We start from the raw sequence: 23,013 nt of genomic DNA on the forward strand, positions 1-23,013 counted from the left end.
TATGGAGTCGGCAGAGATCGCACGCCGCTTCCTCACCTTCTTCGAGGAGCGCGGACACACCGCGGTGCCCTCGGCCAGCCTGATCGCCGAGGACCCCACCCTGCTGCTGGTCCCCGCCGGGATGGTCCCGTTCAAGCCGTACTTCCTGGGCCAGCGCACCCCGCCGGCGCAGCGGATGACCAGCGCGCAGAAGTGCGTGCGGACCCCCGACATCGACGAGGTCGGCAAGACCACCCGGCACGCCACGTTCTTCCAGATGCTGGGCAACTTCTCCATCGGCGACTACTTCAAGGAGCAGGCGATCCCGTTCGCCTGGGAGCTGCTGACTCGCTCCGAGGCCGACGGCGGGTTCGGCTTCCCCGAGGACCGCCTCTGGGTGACCGTCTACCAGGACGACGACGAGGCCGCCGAGCTGTGGCACGACCGGGTCGGGGTACCGGCCGAGCGGATCCAGCGCCGCGGCCTGGCCGACAACTACTGGCACATGGGCGTCCCGGGCCCCGGCGGCCCCTGCTCGGAGATCTACTACGACCGGGGGCCGGAGTACGGCCGCGAGGGCGGCCCGGTCGTCGACGAGGACCGCTACCTGGAGGTGTGGAACCTCGTCTTCATGCAGGAGCAGCTCAGCACGGTCCGCAGCAAGGTGGACTTCGACATCGCCGGCCCGCTGCCCGCCAAGAACATCGACACCGGCATGGGCCTGGAGCGGATGGCCGCCATCCTGCAGGGCGTCGACAACATCTACGAGACCGACACCCTGTGGCGGGTGCTCGACCGGGCGGCCGAGCTGACCCACGCCAAGTACGGTCGTGACCAGCGCTCCGACGTGTCGCTGCGGGTCATCGCCGACCACGTGCGGGCCGGCGTCATGATGGTCTCCGACGGGATCATCCCCGCCAACGAGGGCCGCGGCTACGTGCTGCGCCGCATCCTGCGCCGGGCGATCCGCAACCTGCGGCTGCTGGGCGGCCAGGACGCCGGGCTGATGCACGAGCTGTCCGCGGTGGCGCTTGGCACGATGGGCGAGCAGTACACCGACCTGGTCCGCACCGCCGCCAACATCCACGCGGTGATCGACGCGGAGGAGGAGCGCTTCCTGCAGACCCTGCGCACCGGGACGGCGATCTTCGACGCGGCGGTCGAGGAGGCCCGGCGCGCCGGCGGGCGCACCCTCGACGGGGTGCAGGCCTTCACCCTGCACGACACCTACGGCTTCCCGATCGACCTGACCCTGGAGATGGCCTCCGAGCAGGGCCTGTCGGTCGACGAGGAGGGGTTCCGCCGGCTGCTGGAGGGGCAGCGGCAGATGGCCAAGGCCGACGCCGCCGCGAAGAAGACCGGCAACCTCGACGTCTCCGTCCTCGGTGAGCTCCTCGACCGCTCCGGCGGCGGGGTCGAGTTCATCGGCTACCACGACGTCACCGCCGAGGCCCGGCTGGTGGGCCTGCTCGTCAACGGCGCCAACGTGCAGGCGGCCGGGGCGGGCAGCGAGGTCGAGGCGGTCCTCGACCGCACCCCGTTCTACGCCGAGGGCGGCGGGCAGCTCGCCGACCAGGGCGTGATCCGGCTGGGCAACGGCGCCGAGATCGAGGTCCGCGACGTGCAGACCCCGCTGCCCGGACTGGTCGTCCACCGCGGCACGGTGCGCTCGGGTGAGGCCCAGGTCGGCGAGCCCGCGTTCGCCGAGATCGACGTGGAGCGGCGGCGCGCCATCTCCCGCTCGCACACCGCGACCCACATGGTGCACGCCGGGTTCCGCCGGGCGCTGGGCGAGTCCGCGGCCCAGGCCGGTTCGGAGAACTCGCCGGGCCGGTTCCGCTTCGACTTCACCGCCACCGGGGCCGTCCCGGTGAGCGTGCTCCGCGACGTGGAGGACGAGGTCAACGACGTCCTGGTGAACGACCTGGACGTCCGGGCCTTCCACACCTCGATCGACGAGGCCCGCTCGATGGGCGCGCTGGCGCTGTTCGGCGAGAAGTACGGCAACGAGGTCCGGGTCGTTGAGGTGGGCGACTACTCGCGGGAGCTGTGCGGCGGCACGCACGTCGCCCGCTCCGGCCAGCTCGGCCTGGTCAAGGTGCTCGGCGAGTCGTCCATCGGGGCGGGCGTCCGCCGGGTGGAGGCCCTGGTCGGCATCGACGCGTTCCGCTTCCTGGCCCGGGAGAGCGTGCTGGTCCACCAGCTGACCGACCAGCTCAAGGTCCGCAAGGAGGAGCTGCCCGAGCGGATCTCCGGGCTGGTCGGCCGGTTGCGCGACGCGGAGAAGGAGCTGGAGCGGCTGCGCTCCCAGCAGGTGCTGGAGGCGGCCGGCGCGCTGGCCGAGGGCGCGGCGGACGTGCACGGGATCGCGCTGGTCGCGCACCGCGCCCCCGACGGCACCGGCGCCGACGATTTGCGCAAGCTCACCCTCGACGTCCGTGGGCGGCTGAACGCCCGGCCCGCCGTCGTGGTGGTCGCCGGGGTGCCCAAGGACCGCCCGGTCGTCGTCGTCGCGGTGACCGGCGGCGCCAAGGAGCGCGGCCTGAAGGCGGGCGCGCTGGTCGGTGTCGCGGCCCGGGCGCTGGGCGGCGGCGGTGGCGGCAAGGACGACCTGGCCCAGGGCGGTGGTACCGACCCGGCGGCCGTGGGCGAGGCCCTGGCCGCGGTCGAACGGGCCGTCGGTGCCGCGTGACCGTGTGCCTGGGCCCTGCCGCGCGGTGGTGAACCCTGGGCCCTTGCACCGGGCAGGGGACGACATGAACCCCCCGTGGGGCCCCGTCCGTAAGGTGCGTCATATGGAACGTGACCGTGTCCACACGAAGGCGGGCGGGCGATGAGGAAGGGCGTTCGCCTCGGCATCGACGTGGGCAGCGTCCGCGTCGGTGTCGCGCGCAGCGACCCGGGCGGTGTTCTGGCGACGCCGCTGGAGACCGTCCGCCGCGGCAGGGGGGACCTCGACCGGATCGCCGAACTGGCGGCCGAGCACGAGGCCGTCGAACTGGTCGTGGGGTTGCCGACTTCGCTGTCCGGGCGGGAGGGGCCCGCCGCCGCGGCGGCGCGCGAGTTCGCCGCCCGGCTGGCCGGCCGCTTCCCGCCGGAGACGGTACGGCTCTATGATGAGCGGCTGACCACCGTCACGGCAGAGAGCGGGCTACGGGAGCGCGGGGTGCGCGGCCGGGCCCGCCGGCAGGTCATCGACCAGGCCGCCGCGGTGGTGCTGCTGCAGGCCGCTCTCGATGGTGAACGGTCGACCGGCCGGGCGCCCGGCGAGATCGTCAGGGGTGACGAGTGAACGACCTCGATCTCTTCTCCGAACCACCCCGGGGCAGCCGGGGGCGGGGCGGGCGCGGCGCCCAGCGCACCGCCCGCAAGCGGCAGCGCCGCCGCCGGGTCAACGGCCGGGCGGCCGCGCTGTTCGCCCTGGCCTTCCTGGTGGCGGTCGTCGGCGGCGGCGGGCTGCTCGGCTACGCCTACCTGGACGACCTGGTGAACCCGCCCGATTACGAGGGTGCGGGCAGCGGATCGGTCGTCGTCCAGATCCACGAGGGCGACTCGGTGGCGCGGATGGGCGTCCGGCTGCAGGAACACAACGTGATCAAGGACGAGCGGGCGTTCAACAAGCTCGCCCTGCGGGAGCCCCGGTCCAGTTCCATCCAGCCGGGCTTCTACCAGATGCGGCTGCGCATGTCGGCGAAGTCGGCGCTGGATCTGCTGCTGGACCCCAAGGCCGTGTCCGGTAACCAGATCATCATCCCGGAGGGCCGGCGCGTCTCCCAGGTGATCGTCGAGCTGTCCAAGAAGACCGGCGTCCCCAAGGCGGAGTACGAGAAGGTCGTCAGGTCCCCCGCGAAACTCGGCCTGCCCGACTACGCCAACGGCAAGGTGGAGGGCTACCTCTTCCCGGGCCGCTACGACCTCGATCCCAAGGGGACGGCCACCACCCACCTCAAGCAGATGGTCGACCGGTACAAGCAGGTCACCGAGGCCATGGACCTGGAGAACCGGGCCCGGCAGATGAAGACCACGCCTGCCAAGGTCATCGCGATGGCGAGCATCATCCAGGCGGAGAGCGGCAAGGCCGAGGACATGCCCAAGATCTCCCGGGTGATCTACAACCGGTTCGCCAAGAACATGCAACTGCAGATGGACAGCACGGTGATGTACGCGCTGAACAAGTTCGGCCTGCACGCGTCGTCGTCGGAACTGAACGTGCAGAGCCCGTACAACACCTACCGCAACCACGGCCTGCCGCCGGGGGCGATCAGCAACCCGGGAGAGAAGGCCATCAAGGCCGTCTTCGAGCCGGCGACGGGGCCCTGGGTGTACTTCGTCACCACCGACCCGGACCAGGGGATCACCGAGTTCGCGACCACCCAGGCCGAGCACGACCGGCTGGTGGCCAAGTACAACGAGTGGCGCAGGAAGCGGGGCGGCGGCTGACGTCGGAACACGCGAACGCGTGCAGGGGGAGGAAGGGATGACGGCTCGGTTCGCCGCGGTGCTGGGCACGCCGATCGCGCACTCGCTGTCGCCGGTGCTGCACCGTACGGCGTACGCGGAGCTGGGGCTCACCGGCTGGTCGTACCGTGCGATCGAATGCGATGAGGCGGGTCTGGCCGGGTTCCTGGCCGGGCTGGACGGTGACTGGGCCGGGCTCTCCCTCACCATGCCCCTCAAGCGGGTCGCCCTGGACCTGGCCGACTCGGTGTCGGACCTGGCGGCCGGGGTCGGTGGCGCGAACACCCTGGTGCTCTCGGGCGGGCGCGTGCACGCCGACAACACCGACGTGCACGGGGTGGTGACCGCGCTGCGCGAGGCCGGGCTGGCCGAGCCGAAGTCCGTCCTGGTGCTGGGGGGCGGTGCCACCGCGGCCTCCGTGCTGGCCGCCCTCGCCGAACTGGGCCTGCCCGCGGTGACCCTCGCGGTCCGCGACCCCGGCCGGGCGGACCCGACCCGGCGGGTGGGGGAGCGTTTCGGCCTGGATGTGCGGGTGCTGCGGCTGGAGGAGGCCCTGACCACGGTCCTGGACGGGGGCCTGGTGGTGTCCACCCTGCCCGGGCGGGCCGCCGACCCGCATGCCGAGGCGATCGCCCGGACCGGTGCGGCCCTGTTCGACGTGGTGTACGCCCCCTGGCCGACGGCGCTCGCCCGGGCGGTGGAGCGGGCCGGCGGTACGGTGACCGGCGGGTTCGGGATGCTGCTCCACCAGGCAGTCCGCCAGATCGAGTTGATGACGGGTCGCCGGGACGTGCCGGTGGCCGCCCTGCGCGCGGCGGGCGAGCGGGAACTCGCGCGCCGCGCGCGGAACGGCGGCTGATCACCGTTGATGACGGCCGAACATCCACGTCCAGGATGGTAGGCTTGGGGATTGACCGGCCTGGAGCTTGTGCTCTGGGCGTTCAAGCGGAGGTCACCTCCCACCTGACCGGCCTGTGAGGCCGGTGGGTCTCGGTCGACGACCGGCGCTTCGGCGTCCGTGTCGTCCTTCTCCGGCGGCCGATGGCCGGCCGGAGAGACCGTGTAGTGGCCCCGCATGTGAGTCGTGCGGGGCTTTTCGTATGAAGGGCCCGGGCACGGCCGGTCCACCGCAACGAAGACGCCCCAAGGAGGTCCCATCAGCGCCGAACCGCGTATCAACGACCGCATTCGCGTGCCCGAGGTCCGGCTCGTCGGCCCGAACGGCGAACAGGTGGGCATCGTGCCCATCGCCAAGGCACTCGAACTCGCCCGAGAGTCCGACCTTGACCTGGTCGAGGTCGCGCCCACGGCGCGGCCTCCCGTCGCCAAGCTCATGGACTACGGCAAGTTCAAGTACGAGTCCGCGATGAAGGCTCGTGAGGCGCGGCGTAACCAGGCGCATACGGTCATCAAGGAGATCAAGCTCCGACCGAAGATCGACCCGCACGACTACGAGACCAAGAAGGGTCACGTGGTGCGGTTCCTCAAGGCGGGCGACAAGGTCAAGGTCACGATCATGTTCCGGGGGCGTGAGCAGTCCCGCCCCGAGCTGGGCTTCCGGCTGTTGCAGCGGCTGGCCGACGACGTCGAGGAACTGGGTTTCGTCGAGTCGCGGCCCAAGCAGGACGGCCGAAACATGATCATGGTGATCGGCCCGCACAAGAAGAAGGCAGAGGCCAAGGCCGAGCGCGCGGCGGCGGCACGTCCGCAGCGCCCGGAGGGCGACGAGGCCTGACGGCCCCTCTGTTACGGGTCCCGGTTTCCACCCGGGGCTCTGCGTACAACCGTGCCTGACCAGGCGCGTTGCCACGACGCTCGTGGATCGCGCCCGATCAGGCACGCCCCCGCACGTCAGGGCGGGTTCACAGGACGGACGAGGGAAAGGCGGCGACCATGCCGAAGACCAAGACCCACAGTGGTGCCAAGAAGAGGTTCCGCGTGACCGGCTCCGGCAAGGTGATGCGCCGCCGCGCCAACAAGAACCACCTGTTGGAGCACAAGCCGAGCAAGCGCACCCGCCGGCTGGACGGGGCCGTGGTGCTGTCCCCGGCCGACAGCAAGAAGATCAAGAAGCTGCTGCGCAAGTAACCGACGTCCGACAGTTCGTACGACCTGCCGGGGTCCTCGGGACCTCGGCCCCCACGAGGGAGTTCACAACGTGGCACGCGTGAAGCGGGCGGTCAACGCCGCCAAGAAGCGTCGGGTCGTCCTTGAGCGGGCGAGCGGTTACCGGGGTCAGCGGTCGCGGCTGTACCGCAAGGCCAAGGAGCAGATGCTCCACTCGATGACCTACGCCTACCGGGACCGCAAGGACCGCAAGGGTCAGTTCCGCCGGCTGTGGATCCAGCGGATCAACGCCGCGGCCCGGGCCAACGGGATGACCTACAACCGGTTCATCCAGGGTCTCAAGGCGGCCGAGCTCGAGGTCGACCGGCGCATGCTGGCCGAGCTCGCGGTCAACGAGCCCGAGGTGTTCAAGACCCTGGTCGAGCTGGCCAAGGAGTCCCTGCCGGCCGAGGGCAGGGCGGCGGCCTGAGCACGACGACGGGCGCGCGCTGATGGCGGGCCGTGAGCTCACCTCGATCCGATCACCTCGGGTGAAGGCGGCTCGACGGCTCGCCAAGCGCGCCTTCCGGCGGCGCGACCGCCGGTTCCTGGCCGAGGGGCCGCAGGCGGTCCGGGAGGCGTTGGCGCTGCCCGGGCGGCTCGTCGAGCTGTTCACCACCGCGGAGGCCGAGACCCGGCACGCCGATCTGGTGCTCGCCGCCGAGGCCGCGGGGGTTCCGGTGCTGCGGGTCAGCGGCGAGGTGATGGCCGAGCTGGCGCAGACCGTGACCCCGCAGGGGCTGCTCGCCGTCTGCGAGCTGGTCGACGTGCCGCTGGAGTCGGTGCTGGATCCGGCGCCCCGGCTGGTGACGGTGCTGGCCCACGTCCGCGACCCCGGTAACGCCGGGACGGTGCTCCGCACGGCCGATGCGGCCGGCGCGGAGTCGGTGATCTTCACCGATGCCTCGGTCGACCCTTACAACGGCAAGTGCGTCCGGGCGTCGGCGGGCAGTCTCTTCCACCTGCCCGTGGTGGCCGGCCCCCGGATCGGCGCGCTGATCCCCGCCCTGCGGGCGTGCGGGCTGACGGTGCTGGCCGCCGACGGCGGCGGCGACACCACGCTGGACGACGCGATCGACAAGGGGCTGTTGAGCCGCCCCACCGCTTGGATCTTCGGCAACGAGGCGTGGGGGCTGCCCGCGGAGATCCTGGAGGCGGCCGACGAGGTGGTCGGGGTGCCCATCTACGGCCGGGCCGAGAGTCTCAACCTCGGCACCGCCGCGGCCGTCTGCCTGTACGCTTCGGCCCGCGCCCAGCGCTGAGGCCGAGCTCTGCAAGCCTGGGCACCCTTTCCCACACGCCGGGCATGACCCGAATGGTTGTCATGATCCGGTGACCGTTTGCGGACGCGTGCGGCGGTCCGCGAACGATTTGCAACCTGCAAGGATTGATGACGCCGCCGCGGCGGCATCGTGTCTTTCGCCTCTGCGGTCCCGCGCGACTCCTCATTCTCGGGGATGAGCGCGGAACAGCCTGACGAGGGATGCCCGATGTCGGTACCCGCCCCTACGGTGGGCCCAGTGGCGCGAGGGAGTACTCGAATGACCGACGACAGGAAGGCGGCTCGGGTGCCGAGTCGACGACGGCCGGAGACCGATGGCGCACGTGAGGCGTACGGTGACGGGCACCGCGGGGGACCCCGGACCATGGCGGGGCTGGCGCGCTGTGGCGCGGTCGCCGAACCGGTCGAAGAGGCCGCCTTCGGGGTGACTCCCACGGCCCGGTACGGGACGACCGTCGTCGTGGAGGTGTCCGGGGAGATAGATCTGCGGACCGCCGAGCTACTGCGTAGGGAACTGCTTGAGCTGAGCGAGGCGGGTTTCAGCCGTCTCATCCTCGACTTCGGGCAGGTCCGGTTCTGCGATGCGACCGGCCTGGGCGCCCTGGTGGGGGTGCACAACCGCATCGTCGCCCGGGACGGCGAGATCGTGCTCTGCGGGGTCCGGCCCACTCAGCGGCGGCTGCTGCGGATCACCGGTCTCGACCGGCTGTTCGCCGTGTACGGGCAGGGCGAGGAGGCCACCGGCCAGGGCCGGGCGGCGACCCCGACCGCGCGCGGCTGACGCTGCGCGCCTCGGCGCGGGCCGGCGGCGGCCCGGCCCGCTCCCGGCCGGCGCCCATAGTGAAAATTGACCGAAATGCCTTGTGCTACGGGTTTTTCGGGGTCCCTGGCCGGTCACTCTCCCGATAGAGTTTCCTTCAACGGGTCACGTTCCGGCCGGGACACCGCGTCCGGGCCGTGACGACAGCGCGCACGGGAGGCCGTGGTGGGGGAAGCAGATTCCGCCGATTCCGCCGCCCTTCTCCGCCTGGCCGGCGACTCCGACGACTTGCCCGACGGGCTGGTGGTGGCCGACGACGCCGCCCGGGTGATCATCTTCAACCGGGCCGCCGCCCGGCTCGTCGGGACCCCCGCCGCGGAGGCCGTCGGCCGTGACTTCCGTGACGTGCTGCCCCTGCACGACGCCGACGGCCGTGATTGGTGGAAGTGCCTCGACCCGTACGCCGGGCTGGCCACCCGCACCCGCCACCCCGAACAGTCGCTGTACCTGCCCGACGGTGCCGAAATGCTGGTGACCGCCAGCTACCGCCGTGACCGCGCCGGCCGGGTCGAGCGGTTCACCATCTGCCTGCGCGATGCCGTGCGCCGGGCCCGGCAGGAGCGCGACCGCGCCGACCTGGTCTCCACCGTGGCGCACGAGCTGCGCTCACCGCTGACGAGCGTCAAGGGCTTCACCGCCACCCTGCTCGCCAAATGGCACCGCTTCAACGACGACCAGAAGCGCGTCATGCTGGAGACGGTCAACGCCGACGCCGACCGGGTGACCCGGTTGATCACTGAACTACTCGACGTCTCCCGGATCGAGGCGGGCCGGCTGGAGATGCGCCGGCAGGTCGTCGATCTCGCCGAGGAGGCCCGCAAGGTCGTCCGGGGCCGGGTCGCCGCCGGCGACGCCGAAGACCGCTTCCAACTGGAACTGCGCAGCGGGCTGCCGGAGATGTGGCTGGATCCTGACAAGGTCGACCAGATCCTGGGCAACCTGGTGGAGAACGCTGTGCGGCACGGCGCTGGTACTGTCACGATCGTGGTGGAGCCGGACAAGCACGGGAAGGGAGCCGCGGTGTCGGTGCGCGACGAGGGCGCGGGAATCCCGCCCGAGGCCGCGCAGCGCGTCTTCCGGCGGTTCTGGCGAGGCCCGGGCGGCAACCGCCGGGGCGGCACCGGTCTCGGCCTCTTCATCGTCAAGGGGCTGGTCGAGGCGCACGGCGGGGCCATCACCGTGCAGTGCGCGCCCGGCGGCGGCGCCGAGTTCCGATTTACCGTGCCTGCCGGCGCCCCCGACTACGCCTGAGGAGCGCCGCGCGGGCCGATCGGCCGTTTCCCGGCGCATCTTCCTCTGCCCAATACAATCGCGGGCGGTTCGCGCGGTCCCGTCCGCCCCGTCCGAGGCTGGAGTTTCCTGATCACCATGTCAGCACCCAACAAGTCGTACGACCCGGTCGAGGTCACCGCGCTCCGGCCCGAGGAACTGGATCGGGCCCGGGACGACGCGATCGCCGCGATCGCCGCCGCGTCCGGCCTGGCCGAGCTCAAGGAGGCCCGGATCGCCCACGCCGGCGACCGTTCTCCGCTGGCGCTGGCCAACCGGGAGATCGGTGCGCTGCCGCCCGCCGCCCGGGCGGAGGCCGGCAAGCGGATCGGTGCCGCCCGCGGTGCGGTCTCCCAGGCGTTGAAGCAGCGCCAGGCCGAACTGGAGGAGGAACGCGACCAGCGGGTCCTCGTCGAGGAGGCCGTCGACGTCACGCTGCCCTGGGACCGGACGCCGCGCGGCGCCCGGCACCCGCTCACCACCATCCAGGAGCGGATGGCCGACGTCTTCGTCTCGATGGGTTTCGAGGTCGCCGAGGGGCCCGAGGTCGAGGCCGAGTGGTTCAACTTCGACGCCCTCAACTTCAAACCCGACCATCCGGCCCGCACCATGCAGGACACGTTCTTCGTGGAGTCCGAGGACACCGGGCTGGTGCTGCGCACCCACACCTCCCCGGTGCAGGTCCGCTCGCTGCTGACGCGCCCGCTGCCGGTGTACGTGGTGGCGCCCGGCCGGACGTTCCGCACCGACGAGCTGGACGCCACGCACAGCCCGGTCTTCCACCAGCTCGAAGGGCTGGCGATCGACGAGGGCCTGACCATGGCCGACCTGCGCGGTGCCATCGACGCCTTCGTCACCGGGATGTTCGGCGCCGGGCTGGCGGTGCGGATGCGGCCGTCCTACTTCCCCTTCACCGAGCCGTCGGCCGAGGTCGACATGCAGTGCTTCGTCTGCCGCGGCGCCTCGGTGGAGCGCGGCGCGCCGCCCTGCCGCACCTGCGGCTCCGAGGGCTGGATCGAGCTGGGCGGCTGCGGCATGGTCAACCCGCGCGTGCTGGTCGCCGCCGGGGTCGACGCCGAGCGCTACAGCGGCTGGGCGTTCGGTCTCGGCGTGGAGCGGACGCTGATGTTCCGCCACGGCGTCGAGGACATGCACGACATGGTCGAGGGCGACGTGCGGTTCGCCCTCCCGTTCGGGATGGAGATCTGATGCGGGTCCCGCTCTCCTGGTTGCGGGAGCACGTCGAGCTCCCCGCCGGCACCACCGGCCGCGCGCTGGCCGCCAAGCTGATCGACGCCGGGCTGGAGGTCGAGACGGTCGAGGTCGTCGGCGACATCACCGGCCCGCTGGTGGTCGGCCGGGTCCTCGACATCGAGGAACTGACCGAGTTCAAGAAGCCGATCCGGTACTGCCGGGTCGATGTCGGGCCGGCGAACGGCACCGGCGAGCCGCAGGGCGTCATCTGCGGTGCCCGCAACTTCGCCGCCGGCGACGTGGTCGTGGTGGCGCTGCCCGGCGCCGTGCTGCCCGGCGACTTCGCGATCGGCGCCCGCAAGACCTACGGCCGGATGTCGGAGGGCATGATCTGCTCGGCCAGCGAGCTGGGGATCGGCGACGACCACAGCGGCATCCTGGTGCTGCCCGCCGACACCCCGGTGGGCGCCGACGCGCTGGAGCTGTTCGGCATGCGCGACGAGGTGCTGGACATCGCCGTCACTCCGGACCGCGGTTACTGCCTGTCCATCCGCGGGGTGGCCCGTGAGGCCGCCATCGCCTACGGGGTGGAGTTCCGCGACCCGGCCGAGGTGGCGCTGCCCGCCGAGACCGGCGGCTCGTACCCGGCGAGCATCGCCGATCCGAGCGCCTGCGACCGGTTCGTGCTGCGCGAGGTGCGCGGGTTCGACGTCGCGGCGCGGACCCCGATGTGGATGCAGCTCCGGCTGGTCCACGCCGGCATGCGGCCGGTGTCGCTGGCCGTCGACATCACCAACTACCTGATGCTCGAACTGGGCCAGCCGCTGCACGCGTTCGACCGCGGCAAGCTCACCGGTGAGGTCGTCGTGCGCCGCGCCGCCGCCGGCGAGACGCTGGAGACACTCGACCACGTCGAGCGGCGGCTGGACGCCGAGGACATCCTGATCACCGACGCGTCCGGCCCGATCTCGATGGCGGGCACCATGGGCGGGCTGGCCACCGAGATCGACGAGAAGTCCGCCGACATGGTGATCGAGGCCGCCCACTTCGACGACATCGGCACCGCCCGGATGGTGCGGCGGCACCGGCTGCACAGCGAGGCGTCCTACCGGTTCGAGCGCGGGGTCGACCGCGAACTGCCGCTGTACGCCTCCTACCGTGCCGTCCAGATGCTCGCCGAACTGGGCGGAGCCGAGATCGTTCCTGGGGTGACGCACGTCGAGGCCCCGGTCGAGCGGACCGTCGTCTCGATGCCCGCCGGTCACCCGGGTCGGGTCGCCGGGGTGCCCTACGACCGCGACACGGTGGTGCGCCGGCTGACGCAGGTGGGTTGCCGCCTGACCGACCCGGACGGCGATCCGCTCGCGGTGGTCCCGCCGTCGTGGCGGCCCGATCTGACCGACCCCAACGACCTCGCCGAGGAGGTCATCCGGCTGGAGGGCTACGAGAACATCCCGGCCCGGCCGCCCCGGCCGGTCGCGGGCCGGGGGCTGACCCCGGGCCAGCGGCTGCGGCGGCGGGCCGGGCGGGCGCTGGCCGCCGCCGGTTACGTCGAGGCGCTGAACTTCCCGTTCGTGGCCGAGAAGGACTGGTCGGCACTGCAACTGCCGGCCGACGACGATCGCCGGCGGGCGCTGCGGCTGGCCAACCCGATGTCGGAGGACGAGCCGCTGCTGCGCACCACCCTGCTGCCCGGCCTGCTCCGCGCACTGGCCCGCAACGTCGGCCGGGGCTTCCCCGACGCGGCGCTGTTCGAGCTGGGCCTGGTGTTCCGGCCGCGCCCGGGCGCCCCGGAGCGGGCGCCCCGGCTCGCGGTCGACCGCGGCCCGACCGCCGAGGAGATCGCCTCGGTGGACGCGGCCCTGCCGGACCAGCCGCTGCGGGCCGCGGTCGTCCTGGCCGGCGAGCACGAGCCGGCCGGTTGGTGGGGCGCGGGCCGCCCGGCGGGCTGGGCGGACGCGATCGAGGCCGCTCGCGCGGTCGCCCGCGAGGCCGGGGTGGAGCTCACGGTCAGGGCCGACCGGCACGCACCGTGGCATCCGGGCCGGTGCGCCGCGCTCTACGCCGGGGACGTCCTGGTCGGGCATGCCGGTGAGCTGCACCCCCGGGTGGTGCAGGCGTACGGGCTGCCGTCGCGCACCAGCGCCATGGAACTCGAACTGAGCCGGCTCGACCCGGCGGGCGTGGTCCCGGCGCCGCACGTGTCGACGTACCCCGTGGCCACGCAGGACGTCGCGCTCGTCGTGGACTCCGGCCGGCCCGCGGCCGAGGTCGAGGAGGCGCTGCGCGACGGCGCCGGCGAACTGCTGGAGTCGGTCCGGCTGTTCGACGTCTACACCGGCGAGCAGATCGACGCCGGCCACACGTCGCTGGCCTACACGCTGCGGTTCCGTGCCGCCGACCGGACGCTCACCGCGGAGGAGGTGGGCGCGGCGCGGGACGCCGCCGTGGCCGTCGCGGCCGAGCGCACCGGGGCCGTGCTGCGCGGTGGCTGACCGGCTTCCGCCCCGCCGCCGGGGACGCCTCCGTGAGGTGCCCCCGGCGGTGATCGCGTCGCCCCGCCCGGACGTCCTGCCGCTGCCCGACCGAGATCGGTCCGCTCTGAAAACGGGACGGGTACGGAAAACCTGGTGAACCCCGGACAGGCCCGCTGCTACGGTAATCGCGATCAAGAAAGGGGGCCGGGGTGACCAAGCTCAACCAGATCATCGCCGTGGAGAAGGGCGTCAAGAGCAAGTCCCTCCAGGAGCTGGCCCGTGCCCAGCAGGCGGTGCAGAAGGCTCCGCTGCTGTCGGGGATCTCGCGCACGTACCAGCCCAAGGACGAGGAGGGCGAGCAGCTGCCGCCGGAGTCGACCCGGGTCCAGGTCAAGAGCGAGGGCGTGCTGCGGGAGGTGGCGGCCACGCTGACCCGCCTGTTCGACGTGACGGCCACCAAGGACTGGGCCAACTCCGTCGCCAAGGCCGACGTGACCGTGGACGGGCGCGCCCTGCTGCGCGACGTGCCGGTCTCCTACCTGCTCTTCCTGGAGAAGCAGCTCACCGAGCTGCAGGCCTTCATCAAGAAGCTGCCGGTGCTGGACGCGGCCGAGACGTGGACGTTCGACGCGTCGACCGACGTGTGGCGCACCGAGCCGGTCCGCACGATCCGGACCAAGAAGGTGCCGTTCAACCACGTCAAGGCCGAGGCCACGGAGAAGCACCCGGCCCAGGTCGAGGTGTTCTTCGAGGACGTGGCGATCGGCTACTGGTCGACCGTGAAGTTCTCCGGTTCCCTTCCGGCCCAGCGGGTCAACGAGCTGCTGGAGCGGGTGGAGAAGCTGCAGAACGCGGTGAAGTTCGCCCGGGAGGAGGCCAACGGGGCCGAGGTGACCGACCAGAGCGTCGGCGAGGCGGTCTTCGGCTACCTGTTCGCATGATCCACAGACTCCCCCCGCTCGAGGCGGGGGGAAGGTGAGGAGCACCAAGCTGAAACTGAAGCTCAGCCTGAACCAGGCGGTGACAGTGGGGGTTCGAGTCCCCTTCCCGGCACTCCGCGCCGGGATGGCCCATCGAGGTAAGAGGCGGCCGCCGCTCACGCTCAGACTCTCGCTCCAGACTCAGCATTCACCGCCGAACCCCGTCCGAACGGATGCGGACCCCCGCCGCGGAGGTTGCCGGTTCGAGCCCGGCTCGCTCCTCTCCGTGGGGCGATAGCTCAATAGGTAGAGCGCCGCGGGGACACGACTGATCCGCATCCTTAAACGGCCCGAGGTGTGCAACTGGGCGGTACCCGGAGCCCGGGGAGATGGGAAAACTCCCCGGGTTCCACCATGTCCGGCCCCTGTGCCGCCGGCCTCCTCAGGCTTCGGAACGGTCGGGGAGCGGGGCGGGGTCCTCGGTCCGGGCGGGCGTGCCGGTGAAGGGGATGTCGCGCAGGCTGAGCAGCATGAGCAGGGCGGCGCCGCCGGTGAGGGCGATGTCGGCGACGTTGCCGACGAAGAAGCCGTTGTAGTCGATGAAGTCGACGACGTGGCCCCGGGCGAAACCGGGTTCGCGCAGCAGGCGGTCGAGCAGGTGGGAGGTGGCGCCGCCCAGCGGGATGCCCAGCCCGACGGCCCAGGCGCGCGAGCCGAGCCGCCGGCCGGCGTACAGGATGCCGACGACCGCGGCGGCCGTTATCAGGGCGAACACCCACGTGGCGCCGGATCCGATGGAGAACGCGGCACCGGGGTTGTACACCAGGCGCAACTGGATGAATTCGGGGATCACCGTGATGTGCCGGCCGTCCGAGAGCGTCGAGGTGGCCCACAGCTTGGTGGCCTGGTCCACGGCGAGGACCACCGCGGCCGGCGTGAGCATCAACGCGTACAGCTTGGGCAGCCCGGGCAGCCCGGGTTTCCGCCTCGCCTCGGTCAGGGCTTGCTCGTCCGCTCCGGCCGGCACGCGTACCTCCGCACTTCGGGACTTTCCGTGCCGATCCTACGGGCCGCCGTGGCCGTCTCGGAACGACGTCCGAGCGGGCACGGATAGTGCGCGATGACCGTGCCGCGGCCGGCAGACCGTGCCGCAGCCACCGCTGCCCGGTTCCATTCCAGTTTAATTCCAGAGTCTTCCGCTAATTTGCGATCCGCGCAGTGATCGGCCGTCGGCTGTGATCGGTGCTGTGGCCGGAAACCCGTGGGAGGTGTCCACATGGCGCGGGTGGACCGGGGCGAAGGGACGATCGCCTATCTCGGGGTGCTGTTGCTGGTCGCCGGCGTCGTGGGGGCCGTCGCCGTGAGCGGCGTCGGGGGAAAGGTCACGGAAGCCTGCGCGGACGCCATCTGCCGGGTCGTGGGCGGCGAATGCGCCGCGCCCGCCGCCGGGACGGCGGAGGGGGCCGGCCGGCCGGTCAGCAGGCTCCGCACGGGCGGGGGCGCCGCGACGCCGTCCCCACGGCCGAGCGCCCGGCCTCCGGTCCGGGAACCGGTGTGCAAACCGGACCCCGAGGGGCGGATCCCCTGGGTCGACCGGTTGCACGCCCACAACGACTACGAGAACAGGAACCCGCTCGCCGACGCGCTGGACAACGGCGCGACCAGCGTGGAGGTCGACGTCTTCCAGGAGCGCGACGGCACCCTGTCGATCAGGCACGACCGGAACAACGACGCGCGGCACCTGATCCTGCGCGAGCAGTACCTGAGCTACCTCGCCCTGCGGGCCCAGCAGAACGGCGGGGAGATCTACCCGGGGCGGAGCGAGCCGTTCGAGGTGTTCATCGAGTTCAAGGAAGGCGGAGCGGACGCGTACGCCCAACTGATCAGGGAGATGACGACGACCCGTCCACCGCTGCCGCCCGACGTGCGGCTGGTCCTGCCGATGCCGGAGAAGCCGATCTTCGATCCCGTTGCCAACACCCTCGGCGGCGAGCCGATTCCCGCGAACGTCACCTTCTCCAAGGGCTTCGAGATCCGCAGGGACGCCAACGACCGGCCCTACTGTGTGCTGCCCGAACAACTCGACGCCACCCGGCCCGGGTACGACCCCCGGATCGCGTCGCGGGTCACCGTCCTGAACGGCAAGTTCGGCGACTGCCTGCGGAACGACGGAGACGAGTTCAGGATCAACCCCGCGGAGCGGGACCGGTTCGGCGCCCTGGTCCGGCGCGCCCACGGCTCCGGCCACAGGGTCCGCATCTGGGGCGGCCCCGACGGCCGCCAGCGCCGGGACTTCGGCACCTTCTGGCCCTGCGTGCGCGGTGACAAGTGCAAGGGGGAACTGCGCGACGGCTGGTGGCGGACCGTGCTGGACACCGGGGTGGACTACCTGGTCACCGACCACCTCACCCGCGGCTCCCAGTGGCTGCGGAACTGCGGGAGTTAGCGGAGTCGGCCCGGGCGCCGGTGTTCCGTGCCGGCGCCGACCGCGAGGGCCACCACCGGGGGCGTGAGACACAGTCGTAACATGTCTGAATTGTCCCGTGCCGTTAGGCGTCCCGGGGTTGAATATTCATTCGATCTAATGAATAATCTTGCTTACGCGGATCGAGGGGACGGGGGCGACCATGGGATTTCGGGCGGCGGTGGCGGGCGCCAGCGGGTATGCGGGGGGTGAGCTGCTGCGCGTCCTGGCCGGCCATCCGGAGGTCGAGATCGGCGCCCTGACGGCGGGCTCCAACGCCGGCACCGAACTCGGCGAGCACCAGCCGCACCTGCGCGTCCTGGCCGGCCGGACGCTGGCCGAGACCACCCCCGAGACCCTGGCCGGCCACGACGTCGTCTTCCTGGCCCTGCCACACGGGCAGTCCGGCCCGCTGGCGGCGGAACTCGGCGACGACGTCCTCGTCGTGGACTGCGGCGCCGACTTCCGGCTCGCCGACCCTGCCGACTGGGAGCACTTCTACGGCTCCCCGCACGCGGGCACCTGGCCCTACGGGCTGCCCGAACTGCCCGGCGCGCGAGCCGCGCTGCGCGCGACCCGGCGGATCGCCGTGCCGGGCTGCTACCCGACCGTGTCCACCCTCGCCCTGTTCCCGGCCTTCGCCGCCGGCCTCGCCGAGCCGGACGTGGTCGTGGTCGCCGCCTCCGGCACCTCGGGCGCCGGCCGCGCCGCCAAGACCAGCCTGCTGGGCAGTGAGGTCATGGGTGCGATGAGCGCGTACGGTGTCGGCGGCGTGCACCGGCACACCCCCGAGATCGCCCAGAACCTCGCCGCGGTGGCCGGCGGGCCGGTGACCGTCTCGTTCACCCCGACGCTGGCCCCGATGAGCCGCGGCATCCTGGCCACCTGCACGGCGAAGGCCCGGCCCGGCGTCACCGCCGCCGCCCTGCGCGCCGCCTATGCCGGCGCCTACGCGGCGGAGCCGTTCGTGGACCTGCTGCCCGAGGGCCGGTGGCCGTCCACCGCCATGACCCTGGGCGCCAACACCGTCCTCCTCCAGGTCGCCCATGACGAGCGGTCCGGCCGCATCGTCGTGGTGGCCGCCATCGACAACCTCACCAAGGGCACCGCCGGGGGCGCGGTGCAAAGCGCCAACCTCGCCCTCGGTCTACCCGAAACAACCGGACTCACGACCCTGGGAGTCGCTCCGTGAGCGTCACAGCACCGCTAGGATTCCGCGCCGCCGGCGTTGTCGCCGGGCTCAAGGAGAGCGGCGACCGCGACCTGGCCCTCGTCGTCAACGACGGGCCGTCCCGCGCCGCGGCCGGGGTCTTTACCCGCAACCGGGTGAAGGCCGCGCCGGTGCTGTGGTCCCAGCAGGTGCTGAGCGGAGGCCGGGTGCGCGCGGTCGTGCTCAACTCCGGGGGCGCCAACGCCTGCACCGGTCCGGCGGGCTTCCAGGACACCCACTCCACCGCCGAGCGGGTGGCGACGGTCCTCGGCGACTCGGCCGGCGAGATCGCGGTCTGCTCCACCGGACTGATCGGCGAGCGGCTGCCCATGGACGAGTTGCTGGCGGGCGTCGACCGCGCTGCCGCGGAGCTGTCCCGCGACGGCGGCACGGCCGCCGCCGACGCCATCCGCACCACCGACAAGGTCGGTAAGATCGCCTTCCGGCGCGCCCCGGCGGGCTACACGATCGGCGCCATGGCCAAGGGCGCCGGCATGCTCGCCCCGTCGCTGGCCACCATGCTCTGCGTCATCACCACCGACGCCGACCTCGATGCCGCCCTGCTCGACCGGGCACTGCGCTCGGCCACCGCGGTCACCCTCGACCGGCTCGACGCCGACGGCTGCCTGTCCACCAACGACACGGTGCTGCTGCTCGCCTCGGGCGCCAGCAGGGTGGCGCCCGGCGAGGCCGAGTTCACCGCGCTGCTCACCGACGTCTGCGCCGACCTCACCCGGCAGTTGCTCCTCGACGCCGAGGGCGCGAGCAAGGCCATCGCGATCGAGGTGGTCGGCGCGGCCAACGACTTCGACGCGGTCATGGTGGGCCGCGCGGTGGCCCGCAACAACCTGCTCAAGTGCGCCATCCACGGCGAGGACCCCAACTGGGGCCGGGTGCTCGGCGCGGTGGGCACCACCGAGGCCGTCTTCGACCCCGACGCGCTCAACGTGGCGATCAACGGGGTCTGGGTGTGCCGTGACGGCGCGGCCGGCGACGACCGCTCCAAGGTCGACCTCAAGCCCCGGGACGTCACGATCACCATCGACCTGTCGGCCGGGGCCAGCACCGCCACCGTGTGGACCACCGACCTCACGGCCGAGTACGTCCACGAGAACTCGGCGTACTCGACATGAGCGCCCCCGAACACCCCGCCCAGCAGCCCGCCCAGCAACCCGCCAAACAACGCAGTCACGTCCTGGCCAAGGCCGCGACCCTGATCGAGGCGCTGCCCTGGCTGGAGCGCCTGCACGGCCGCACCGTCGTGATCAAGTACGGCGGGCACGCCATGAGTGAGGAGTCGCTGCGGCACGCGTTCGCCGAGGACATCGTCTTCCTGCGGTATGTCGGCCTGCGCCCGGTGATCGTGCACGGCGGCGGGCCGCAGATCAACGCCGCGCTGGAGAAGCACGGCATCGAGTCGACGTTCACCGCCGGGCTGCGGGTGACCACTCCGGAGGCGATGGAGGTCGTCCGGATGGTGCTCGTCGGCCAGGTCAACCGCGACGTCGTCGGGCTGATCAACCGGCATGGCCCCTTCGCCGTCGGCATGTCCGGCGAGGACGCCAACCTCTTCACCGCCGAACGCAAGCCGGCGATGGTGGACGGGCACCCCGTCGACATCGGCCAGGTCGGTGAGATCGTCGAGGTGCGCGTGGACGCGGTGCACAGCCTGCTGGCCGACGGCCGGGTACCGGTGATTTCCAGCATCGCCCGCGGCGACAACGGCGAGATCTACAACGTGAATGCGGATACCGCAGCGGCCGCACTGGCCGTCGCGCTGGACGCCTCCAAGCTGGTCGTCCTCACCGACGTCGAGGGCCTGTACGCCGACTGGCCGAACTCCGAGGAAGTCATCGACCGGCTGACCGCCGACGAACTGGCCGCACTCTTGCCCGGCCTCTCAGCGGGCATGGTGCCCAAGATGGAAGCCTGCCTCCAGGCGGTGCGCGGGGGAGTGCCCCGGGCCCACGTGCTCGACGGCCGGGTGGCGCACTCCCTGCTCCTGGAGATCTTCACCGACGAAGGGGTCGGAACGATGGTGGTGCCCGCATGAGCCGGCGCGAGCGAGGCCCCAGGAGACCCAGGAGAGAGGCGAGCGACTCGTGAGCACGTCCGAAGAGCTGCGGAAGCGGTACGAGGCCGCGTTCATGCCCAACTACGGGGTGCCTCCGGTGGCGCTGGTGCGCGGCGAGGGCTGCCGCGTGTGGGACGCCGACGGCACCGGGTACCTCGACCTCATCGCGGGCATCGCGACCAGCTCGCTGGGGCACGGCCACCCCGCTCTGGCGGAGGCGGTCTCCCGGCAGGTGGCCACACTGGCGCACACCTCCAACCTGTTCCTGCACGAGCCCGAGGTGCTGCTGGCCGAACGGCTGCTGGACCTGCTGGGCGCCCCCGGCCGGGTGTTCCTCACCAACAGCGGCACCGAGGCCAACGAGTGCGCGCTGAAGCTCGCCATCAAGTACGGCAGGACCACCGGCCGCGGCTACCTGGTGGCGGCGGAGAACGGGTTCCACGGCCGCAGCATGGGCGCGCTCTCGCTGACCGGCAAGCACGCCATCCGGGAACCGTTCGGCCCGTTCGGGATGGACGTTCGGTTCGTCCCCTACGGCGACGCCGCGGCGCTACGGGCGGCGGTCACCGCCGAGTGCGCCGCGGTCTTCCTCGAACCCACCCAGGGGGAGGGCGGCGTGGTGCCGCCGCCGGCGGGGTACTTCACCGCGGTCCGGGAGATCTGCGACACCACCGGGGCGCTGCTGGTGGCCGACGAGATCCAGTCGGCGATCGGCCGCACCGGAGCCTGGTTCGCCCACCAGCACGAGGGCGTCCGCCCCGACATCCTCACCCTGGCCAAGGGGCTGGGCGGCGGGCTGCCGGTGGGTGCGTGCATCGGCCTGGGCCCCGCCGGCGGGCTGTTCGCCAAGGGCGACCACGGCAGCACCTTCGGCGGCAACCCGGTCGCCACCGCGGCGGCGCTGGCGGTGCTCGACACCATCGAACGCGACGGCCTGCTGGCGCACGTCGCCGAGGTCGGCACCGGGTTCGCCGCGGCGCTGGCCGCGATCGAGCACCCGCTGCTGGCCGGGGTCCGCGGCCGGGGGCTCTGGCGGGCCGCCGTCCTGACGCGGAACGGGTCCGGCGCGGTGGAGGCCGCCGCCCGTACGGCAGGATTCCTGGTCAACGCCGTACAACCGGACGCCGTCCGGCTGGCACCACCCCTGGTGATCACCGCGGCGGAGCTCGCGTCGTTCACGGACGCGCTCCCCGCGATCCTCGACCAGGCGACGAAGGAGCTGTGATGGTGCGCCACTTCCTGCGCGACGACGACCTGACCCCGGCCGAGCAGGCCCAGGTGCTCGATCTCGCCGCCGCCATGAAACGGGACCGCTTCGCCCACCGCCCGCTGGAGGGCCCCCGGTCCGTCGCGGTCCTGTTCGACAAGCCGTCCACCCGGACCCGGATCTCCTTCGCCGTGGGCGTCGCCGAACTCGGCGGCTACCCGCTGATCATCGACTCCCAGTCCAGCCAGCTCGGCCGCGGCGAGACGATCGGCGACACCGCCCGGGTGCTGACCCGCCAGGTCTCCGCCATCGTGTGGCGGACCTTCGGCCAGGACCGGGTCGAGGAGATGGCCGCGGCGAGCACGGTGCCGGTGGTCAACGCGCTGACCGACCTGTTCCACCCCTGCCAGATCCTGGCCGACCTGCAGACCGTGCAGGAGGCCAAGGGGCGGCTGGCCGGGCTGACCCTCGTCTACTTCGGCGACGGCGCCAACAACATGGCCCACTCCTACCTGCTGGGCGGCGCCACCGCGGGCATGCACGTGCGGGTCGCCGCCCCCGAAGGGTTCGCCCCGGACCCCGGGATCACCGCCCGCGCCGCCGAGATCGCCGGCACCACCGGCGGGTCGGTGTCGTTCACCACCGACCCGGAGAAGGCCGCGGCCGGCGCCGACGTGCTCGCCACCGACACCTGGGTGTCGATGGGCCAGGACGACAAGGACCTGGCGGTGTTCCGGCCGTACGCGATCGACGAGGACAAGCTCGCGCTCGCCGCGCCCGACGCCGGAGTGCTGCACTGCCTGCCCGCCTACCGGGGCAAGGAGATCGCCGCCTCGGTCCTGGACGGCCCGCACAGCCTGGTCTGGGACGAGGCCGAGAACCGGCTGCACGCGCAGAAGGCCCTGTTGGCGTGGCTGCTGGCGGGCCCGCCGGCGGCCGGGCAGGACACCGTGTCGTGAGCGGAGTGGCGGTGACCAAGGCGGCGCGGCAGGCACGCGTCATCGAGCTGCTGAGCCGGTACCCGGTGCACAGCCAGGGCGAGCTGGCCAGGCTCCTCGCCGAGGACGGGCTCGAGGTCACCCAGGCCACCCTCTCCCGGGATCTGGTGGAGATCGGGGCCGTCCGGCTGCGCGCCGACGACGGCAGCCTCATCTACGCCGTGCCCGGGGAGGGCGGGGAACGCATCCCGCGGGCCCGGACCGGAGTCCCCGCCGAGTCCTTCAGCGCCCGGCTGGCCCGGATCGCCCAGGAGCTACTGGTCTCCGCCGAGGCGTCGGCCAACCTGGTCGTCGTGCGCACCCCGCCCGGCGCAGCCCAGTTCCTGGCCTCGGCCATCGACCACGCCGAGTGGCCGTCGATCCTGGGCACCGTCGCCGGGGACGACTCGGTACTGGTCATCGCCCGCGACCCCCAGGGCGGGGAGGAACTCGCGGCGGCGTTGCTGCGGCTCACCGAGCGGCGGGGCGAGGAACGCCCGCCCGGCGGCCGCCCCGAGCGACGAGGGTAGGGGCCCCACCCGTGCGGTGGGCCCCGTCCAGCCGCACCCGACTTCG

Annotated in this window: 21 protein-coding genes; 20 read left to right on the top strand and 1 reads right to left on the bottom strand. The window is 72.3% G+C overall.

Features of this window, described 5'->3' with window-relative positions; translation table 11 throughout:
- Position 1: 1 nt before the first annotated feature.
- The 13 genes from alaS (at position 2) to DPM19_RS03590 (ending at position 14,526) form a co-directional block, all read left to right on the top strand.
- Positions 2–2,671, top strand: a complete 2,670-nt coding sequence (gene alaS, locus DPM19_RS03530; RefSeq protein ID WP_111863280.1) for an alanine--tRNA ligase — start codon at positions 2–4, stop codon at positions 2,669–2,671.
- A 141-nt stretch (positions 2,672–2,812) separates the two neighbouring features.
- Positions 2,813–3,271 (top strand): Holliday junction resolvase RuvX, encoded by a 459-nt coding sequence (ruvX, locus tag DPM19_RS03535; RefSeq protein ID WP_111863281.1) that lies wholly within the window; start codon positions 2,813–2,815, stop codon positions 3,269–3,271.
- The gene (gene mltG, locus DPM19_RS03540) at positions 3,268–4,419 is read left to right on the top strand and encodes an endolytic transglycosylase MltG (RefSeq protein ID WP_111863282.1); all 1,152 of its coding nucleotides are present in this window, start codon (positions 3,268–3,270) and stop codon (positions 4,417–4,419) included. Before ruvX ends, mltG begins: the two co-directional genes overlap by 4 nt.
- Positions 4,420–4,456: 37 nt before the next feature.
- On the top strand, positions 4,457–5,296 hold the full coding sequence (locus tag DPM19_RS03545; protein WP_111863283.1) for a shikimate dehydrogenase: 840 nt from the start codon (positions 4,457–4,459) through the stop codon (positions 5,294–5,296).
- A 225-nt stretch (positions 5,297–5,521) separates the two neighbouring features.
- Entirely contained in the window at positions 5,522–6,172 is a 651-nt protein-coding gene (gene infC, locus DPM19_RS03550) for a translation initiation factor IF-3 (RefSeq protein WP_111863284.1), read from the top strand.
- A 158-nt stretch (positions 6,173–6,330) separates the two neighbouring features.
- The gene (gene rpmI, locus DPM19_RS03555) at positions 6,331–6,525 is read left to right on the top strand and encodes a 50S ribosomal protein L35 (RefSeq protein WP_111863285.1); all 195 of its coding nucleotides are present in this window, start codon (positions 6,331–6,333) and stop codon (positions 6,523–6,525) included.
- Between the two features lie 70 nt (positions 6,526–6,595).
- A complete protein-coding gene (gene rplT, locus DPM19_RS03560; protein WP_111863286.1) occupies positions 6,596–6,973 on the top strand; it encodes a 50S ribosomal protein L20 in 378 nt (125 codons plus the stop codon).
- A gap of 22 nt (positions 6,974–6,995) precedes the next feature.
- Positions 6,996–7,805 (top strand): TrmH family RNA methyltransferase, encoded by an 810-nt coding sequence (locus DPM19_RS03565; RefSeq protein WP_111863287.1) that lies wholly within the window; start codon positions 6,996–6,998, stop codon positions 7,803–7,805.
- Between the two features lie 384 nt (positions 7,806–8,189).
- Positions 8,190–8,606 carry an STAS domain-containing protein gene (locus DPM19_RS03570; protein WP_158566686.1) on the top strand — a complete coding sequence of 139 codons (417 nt, stop codon included), beginning with the start codon at positions 8,190–8,192 and terminating at the stop codon, positions 8,604–8,606.
- A gap of 204 nt (positions 8,607–8,810) precedes the next feature.
- Positions 8,811–9,896, top strand: a complete 1,086-nt coding sequence (locus tag DPM19_RS03575; RefSeq protein ID WP_233509817.1) for a PAS domain-containing sensor histidine kinase — start codon at positions 8,811–8,813, stop codon at positions 9,894–9,896.
- Positions 9,897–10,013: 117 nt separating this feature from the next.
- Complete coding sequence (gene pheS / locus DPM19_RS03580) at positions 10,014–11,123, top strand: phenylalanine--tRNA ligase subunit alpha (RefSeq protein WP_111863290.1); 1,110 nt, start codon at positions 10,014–10,016, stop codon at positions 11,121–11,123.
- Complete coding sequence (gene pheT, locus DPM19_RS03585; RefSeq protein ID WP_111863291.1) at positions 11,123–13,603, top strand: phenylalanine--tRNA ligase subunit beta; 2,481 nt, start codon at positions 11,123–11,125, stop codon at positions 13,601–13,603. Before pheS ends, pheT begins: the two co-directional genes overlap by 1 nt.
- Positions 13,604–13,794: 191 nt before the next feature.
- The gene (locus tag DPM19_RS03590) at positions 13,795–14,526 is read left to right on the top strand and encodes a DUF7873 family protein (RefSeq protein ID WP_111863292.1); all 732 of its coding nucleotides are present in this window, start codon (positions 13,795–13,797) and stop codon (positions 14,524–14,526) included.
- 421 nt (positions 14,527–14,947) lie between these two features.
- Here DPM19_RS03590 and DPM19_RS03595 read toward each other — a convergent pair whose 3' ends face one another.
- Complete coding sequence (locus DPM19_RS03595) at positions 14,948–15,532, bottom strand: signal peptidase II (RefSeq protein WP_199484807.1); 585 nt, start codon at positions 15,530–15,532, stop codon at positions 14,948–14,950.
- Between the two features lie 249 nt (positions 15,533–15,781).
- Between DPM19_RS03595 and DPM19_RS03600 the strand changes: the two genes are divergently transcribed.
- From DPM19_RS03600 to DPM19_RS03630, 7 genes are all read left to right on the top strand, one after another.
- Positions 15,782–16,951, top strand: a complete 1,170-nt coding sequence (locus DPM19_RS03600) for a PI-PLC domain-containing protein (RefSeq protein WP_111863293.1) — start codon at positions 15,782–15,784, stop codon at positions 16,949–16,951.
- A 181-nt stretch (positions 16,952–17,132) separates the two neighbouring features.
- On the top strand, positions 17,133–18,161 hold the full coding sequence (argC, locus tag DPM19_RS03605; protein ID WP_111863294.1) for an N-acetyl-gamma-glutamyl-phosphate reductase: 1,029 nt from the start codon (positions 17,133–17,135) through the stop codon (positions 18,159–18,161).
- Entirely contained in the window at positions 18,158–19,312 is a 1,155-nt protein-coding gene (argJ, locus tag DPM19_RS03610) for a bifunctional glutamate N-acetyltransferase/amino-acid acetyltransferase ArgJ (protein WP_111863295.1), read from the top strand. The genes argC and argJ overlap by 4 nt, the downstream gene beginning before the upstream one ends.
- Positions 19,309–20,232, top strand: a complete 924-nt coding sequence (gene argB / locus DPM19_RS03615) for an acetylglutamate kinase (RefSeq protein WP_111863296.1) — start codon at positions 19,309–19,311, stop codon at positions 20,230–20,232. Before argJ ends, argB begins: the two co-directional genes overlap by 4 nt.
- A gap of 94 nt (positions 20,233–20,326) precedes the next feature.
- Positions 20,327–21,478, top strand: a complete 1,152-nt coding sequence (locus tag DPM19_RS03620) for an acetylornithine transaminase (protein WP_233509834.1) — start codon at positions 20,327–20,329, stop codon at positions 21,476–21,478.
- Positions 21,478–22,419 carry an ornithine carbamoyltransferase gene (gene argF, locus DPM19_RS03625; RefSeq protein ID WP_111863298.1) on the top strand — a complete coding sequence of 314 codons (942 nt, stop codon included), beginning with the start codon at positions 21,478–21,480 and terminating at the stop codon, positions 22,417–22,419. Before DPM19_RS03620 ends, argF begins: the two co-directional genes overlap by 1 nt.
- Positions 22,416–22,967 (top strand): arginine repressor, encoded by a 552-nt coding sequence (locus DPM19_RS03630; RefSeq protein WP_233509818.1) that lies wholly within the window; start codon positions 22,416–22,418, stop codon positions 22,965–22,967. Before argF ends, DPM19_RS03630 begins: the two co-directional genes overlap by 4 nt.
- Positions 22,968–23,013 lie beyond the last annotated feature (46 nt).

Origin of the sequence: Actinomadura craniellae (assembly GCF_003289645.1) — a bacterium.
Classification (GTDB): domain Bacteria; phylum Actinomycetota; class Actinomycetes; order Streptosporangiales; family Streptosporangiaceae; genus Actinomadura_D; species Actinomadura_D craniellae.

Excerpts from the sequence above, each read along its gene's own strand:
- ruvX (WP_111863281.1), top strand. The coding sequence starts at position 2,813 with ATGAGGAAGGGCGTTCGCCTCGGCATCGACGTGGGCAGCGTCCGCGTC.
- argB (WP_111863296.1), top strand. The coding sequence starts at position 19,309 with ATGAGCGCCCCCGAACACCCCGCCCAGCAGCCCGCCCAGCAACCCGCC.
- rpmI (WP_111863285.1), top strand. The coding sequence starts at position 6,331 with ATGCCGAAGACCAAGACCCACAGTGGTGCCAAGAAGAGGTTCCGCGTG.
- argC (WP_111863294.1), top strand. The coding sequence starts at position 17,133 with ATGGGATTTCGGGCGGCGGTGGCGGGCGCCAGCGGGTATGCGGGGGGT.
- alaS (WP_111863280.1), top strand. The coding sequence starts at position 2 with ATGGAGTCGGCAGAGATCGCACGCCGCTTCCTCACCTTCTTCGAGGAG.
- DPM19_RS03620 (WP_233509834.1), top strand. The coding sequence starts at position 20,327 with ATGCCCAACTACGGGGTGCCTCCGGTGGCGCTGGTGCGCGGCGAGGGC.
- pheT (WP_111863291.1), top strand. The coding sequence starts at position 11,123 with ATGCGGGTCCCGCTCTCCTGGTTGCGGGAGCACGTCGAGCTCCCCGCC.
- DPM19_RS03545 (WP_111863283.1), top strand. The coding sequence starts at position 4,457 with ATGACGGCTCGGTTCGCCGCGGTGCTGGGCACGCCGATCGCGCACTCG.
- DPM19_RS03600 (WP_111863293.1), top strand. The coding sequence starts at position 15,782 with ATGGCGCGGGTGGACCGGGGCGAAGGGACGATCGCCTATCTCGGGGTG.
- argF (WP_111863298.1), top strand. The coding sequence starts at position 21,478 with ATGGTGCGCCACTTCCTGCGCGACGACGACCTGACCCCGGCCGAGCAG.
- DPM19_RS03565 (WP_111863287.1), top strand. The coding sequence starts at position 6,996 with ATGGCGGGCCGTGAGCTCACCTCGATCCGATCACCTCGGGTGAAGGCG.
- pheS (WP_111863290.1), top strand. The coding sequence starts at position 10,014 with ATGTCAGCACCCAACAAGTCGTACGACCCGGTCGAGGTCACCGCGCTC.
- DPM19_RS03570 (WP_158566686.1), top strand. The coding sequence starts at position 8,190 with ATGGCGGGGCTGGCGCGCTGTGGCGCGGTCGCCGAACCGGTCGAAGAG.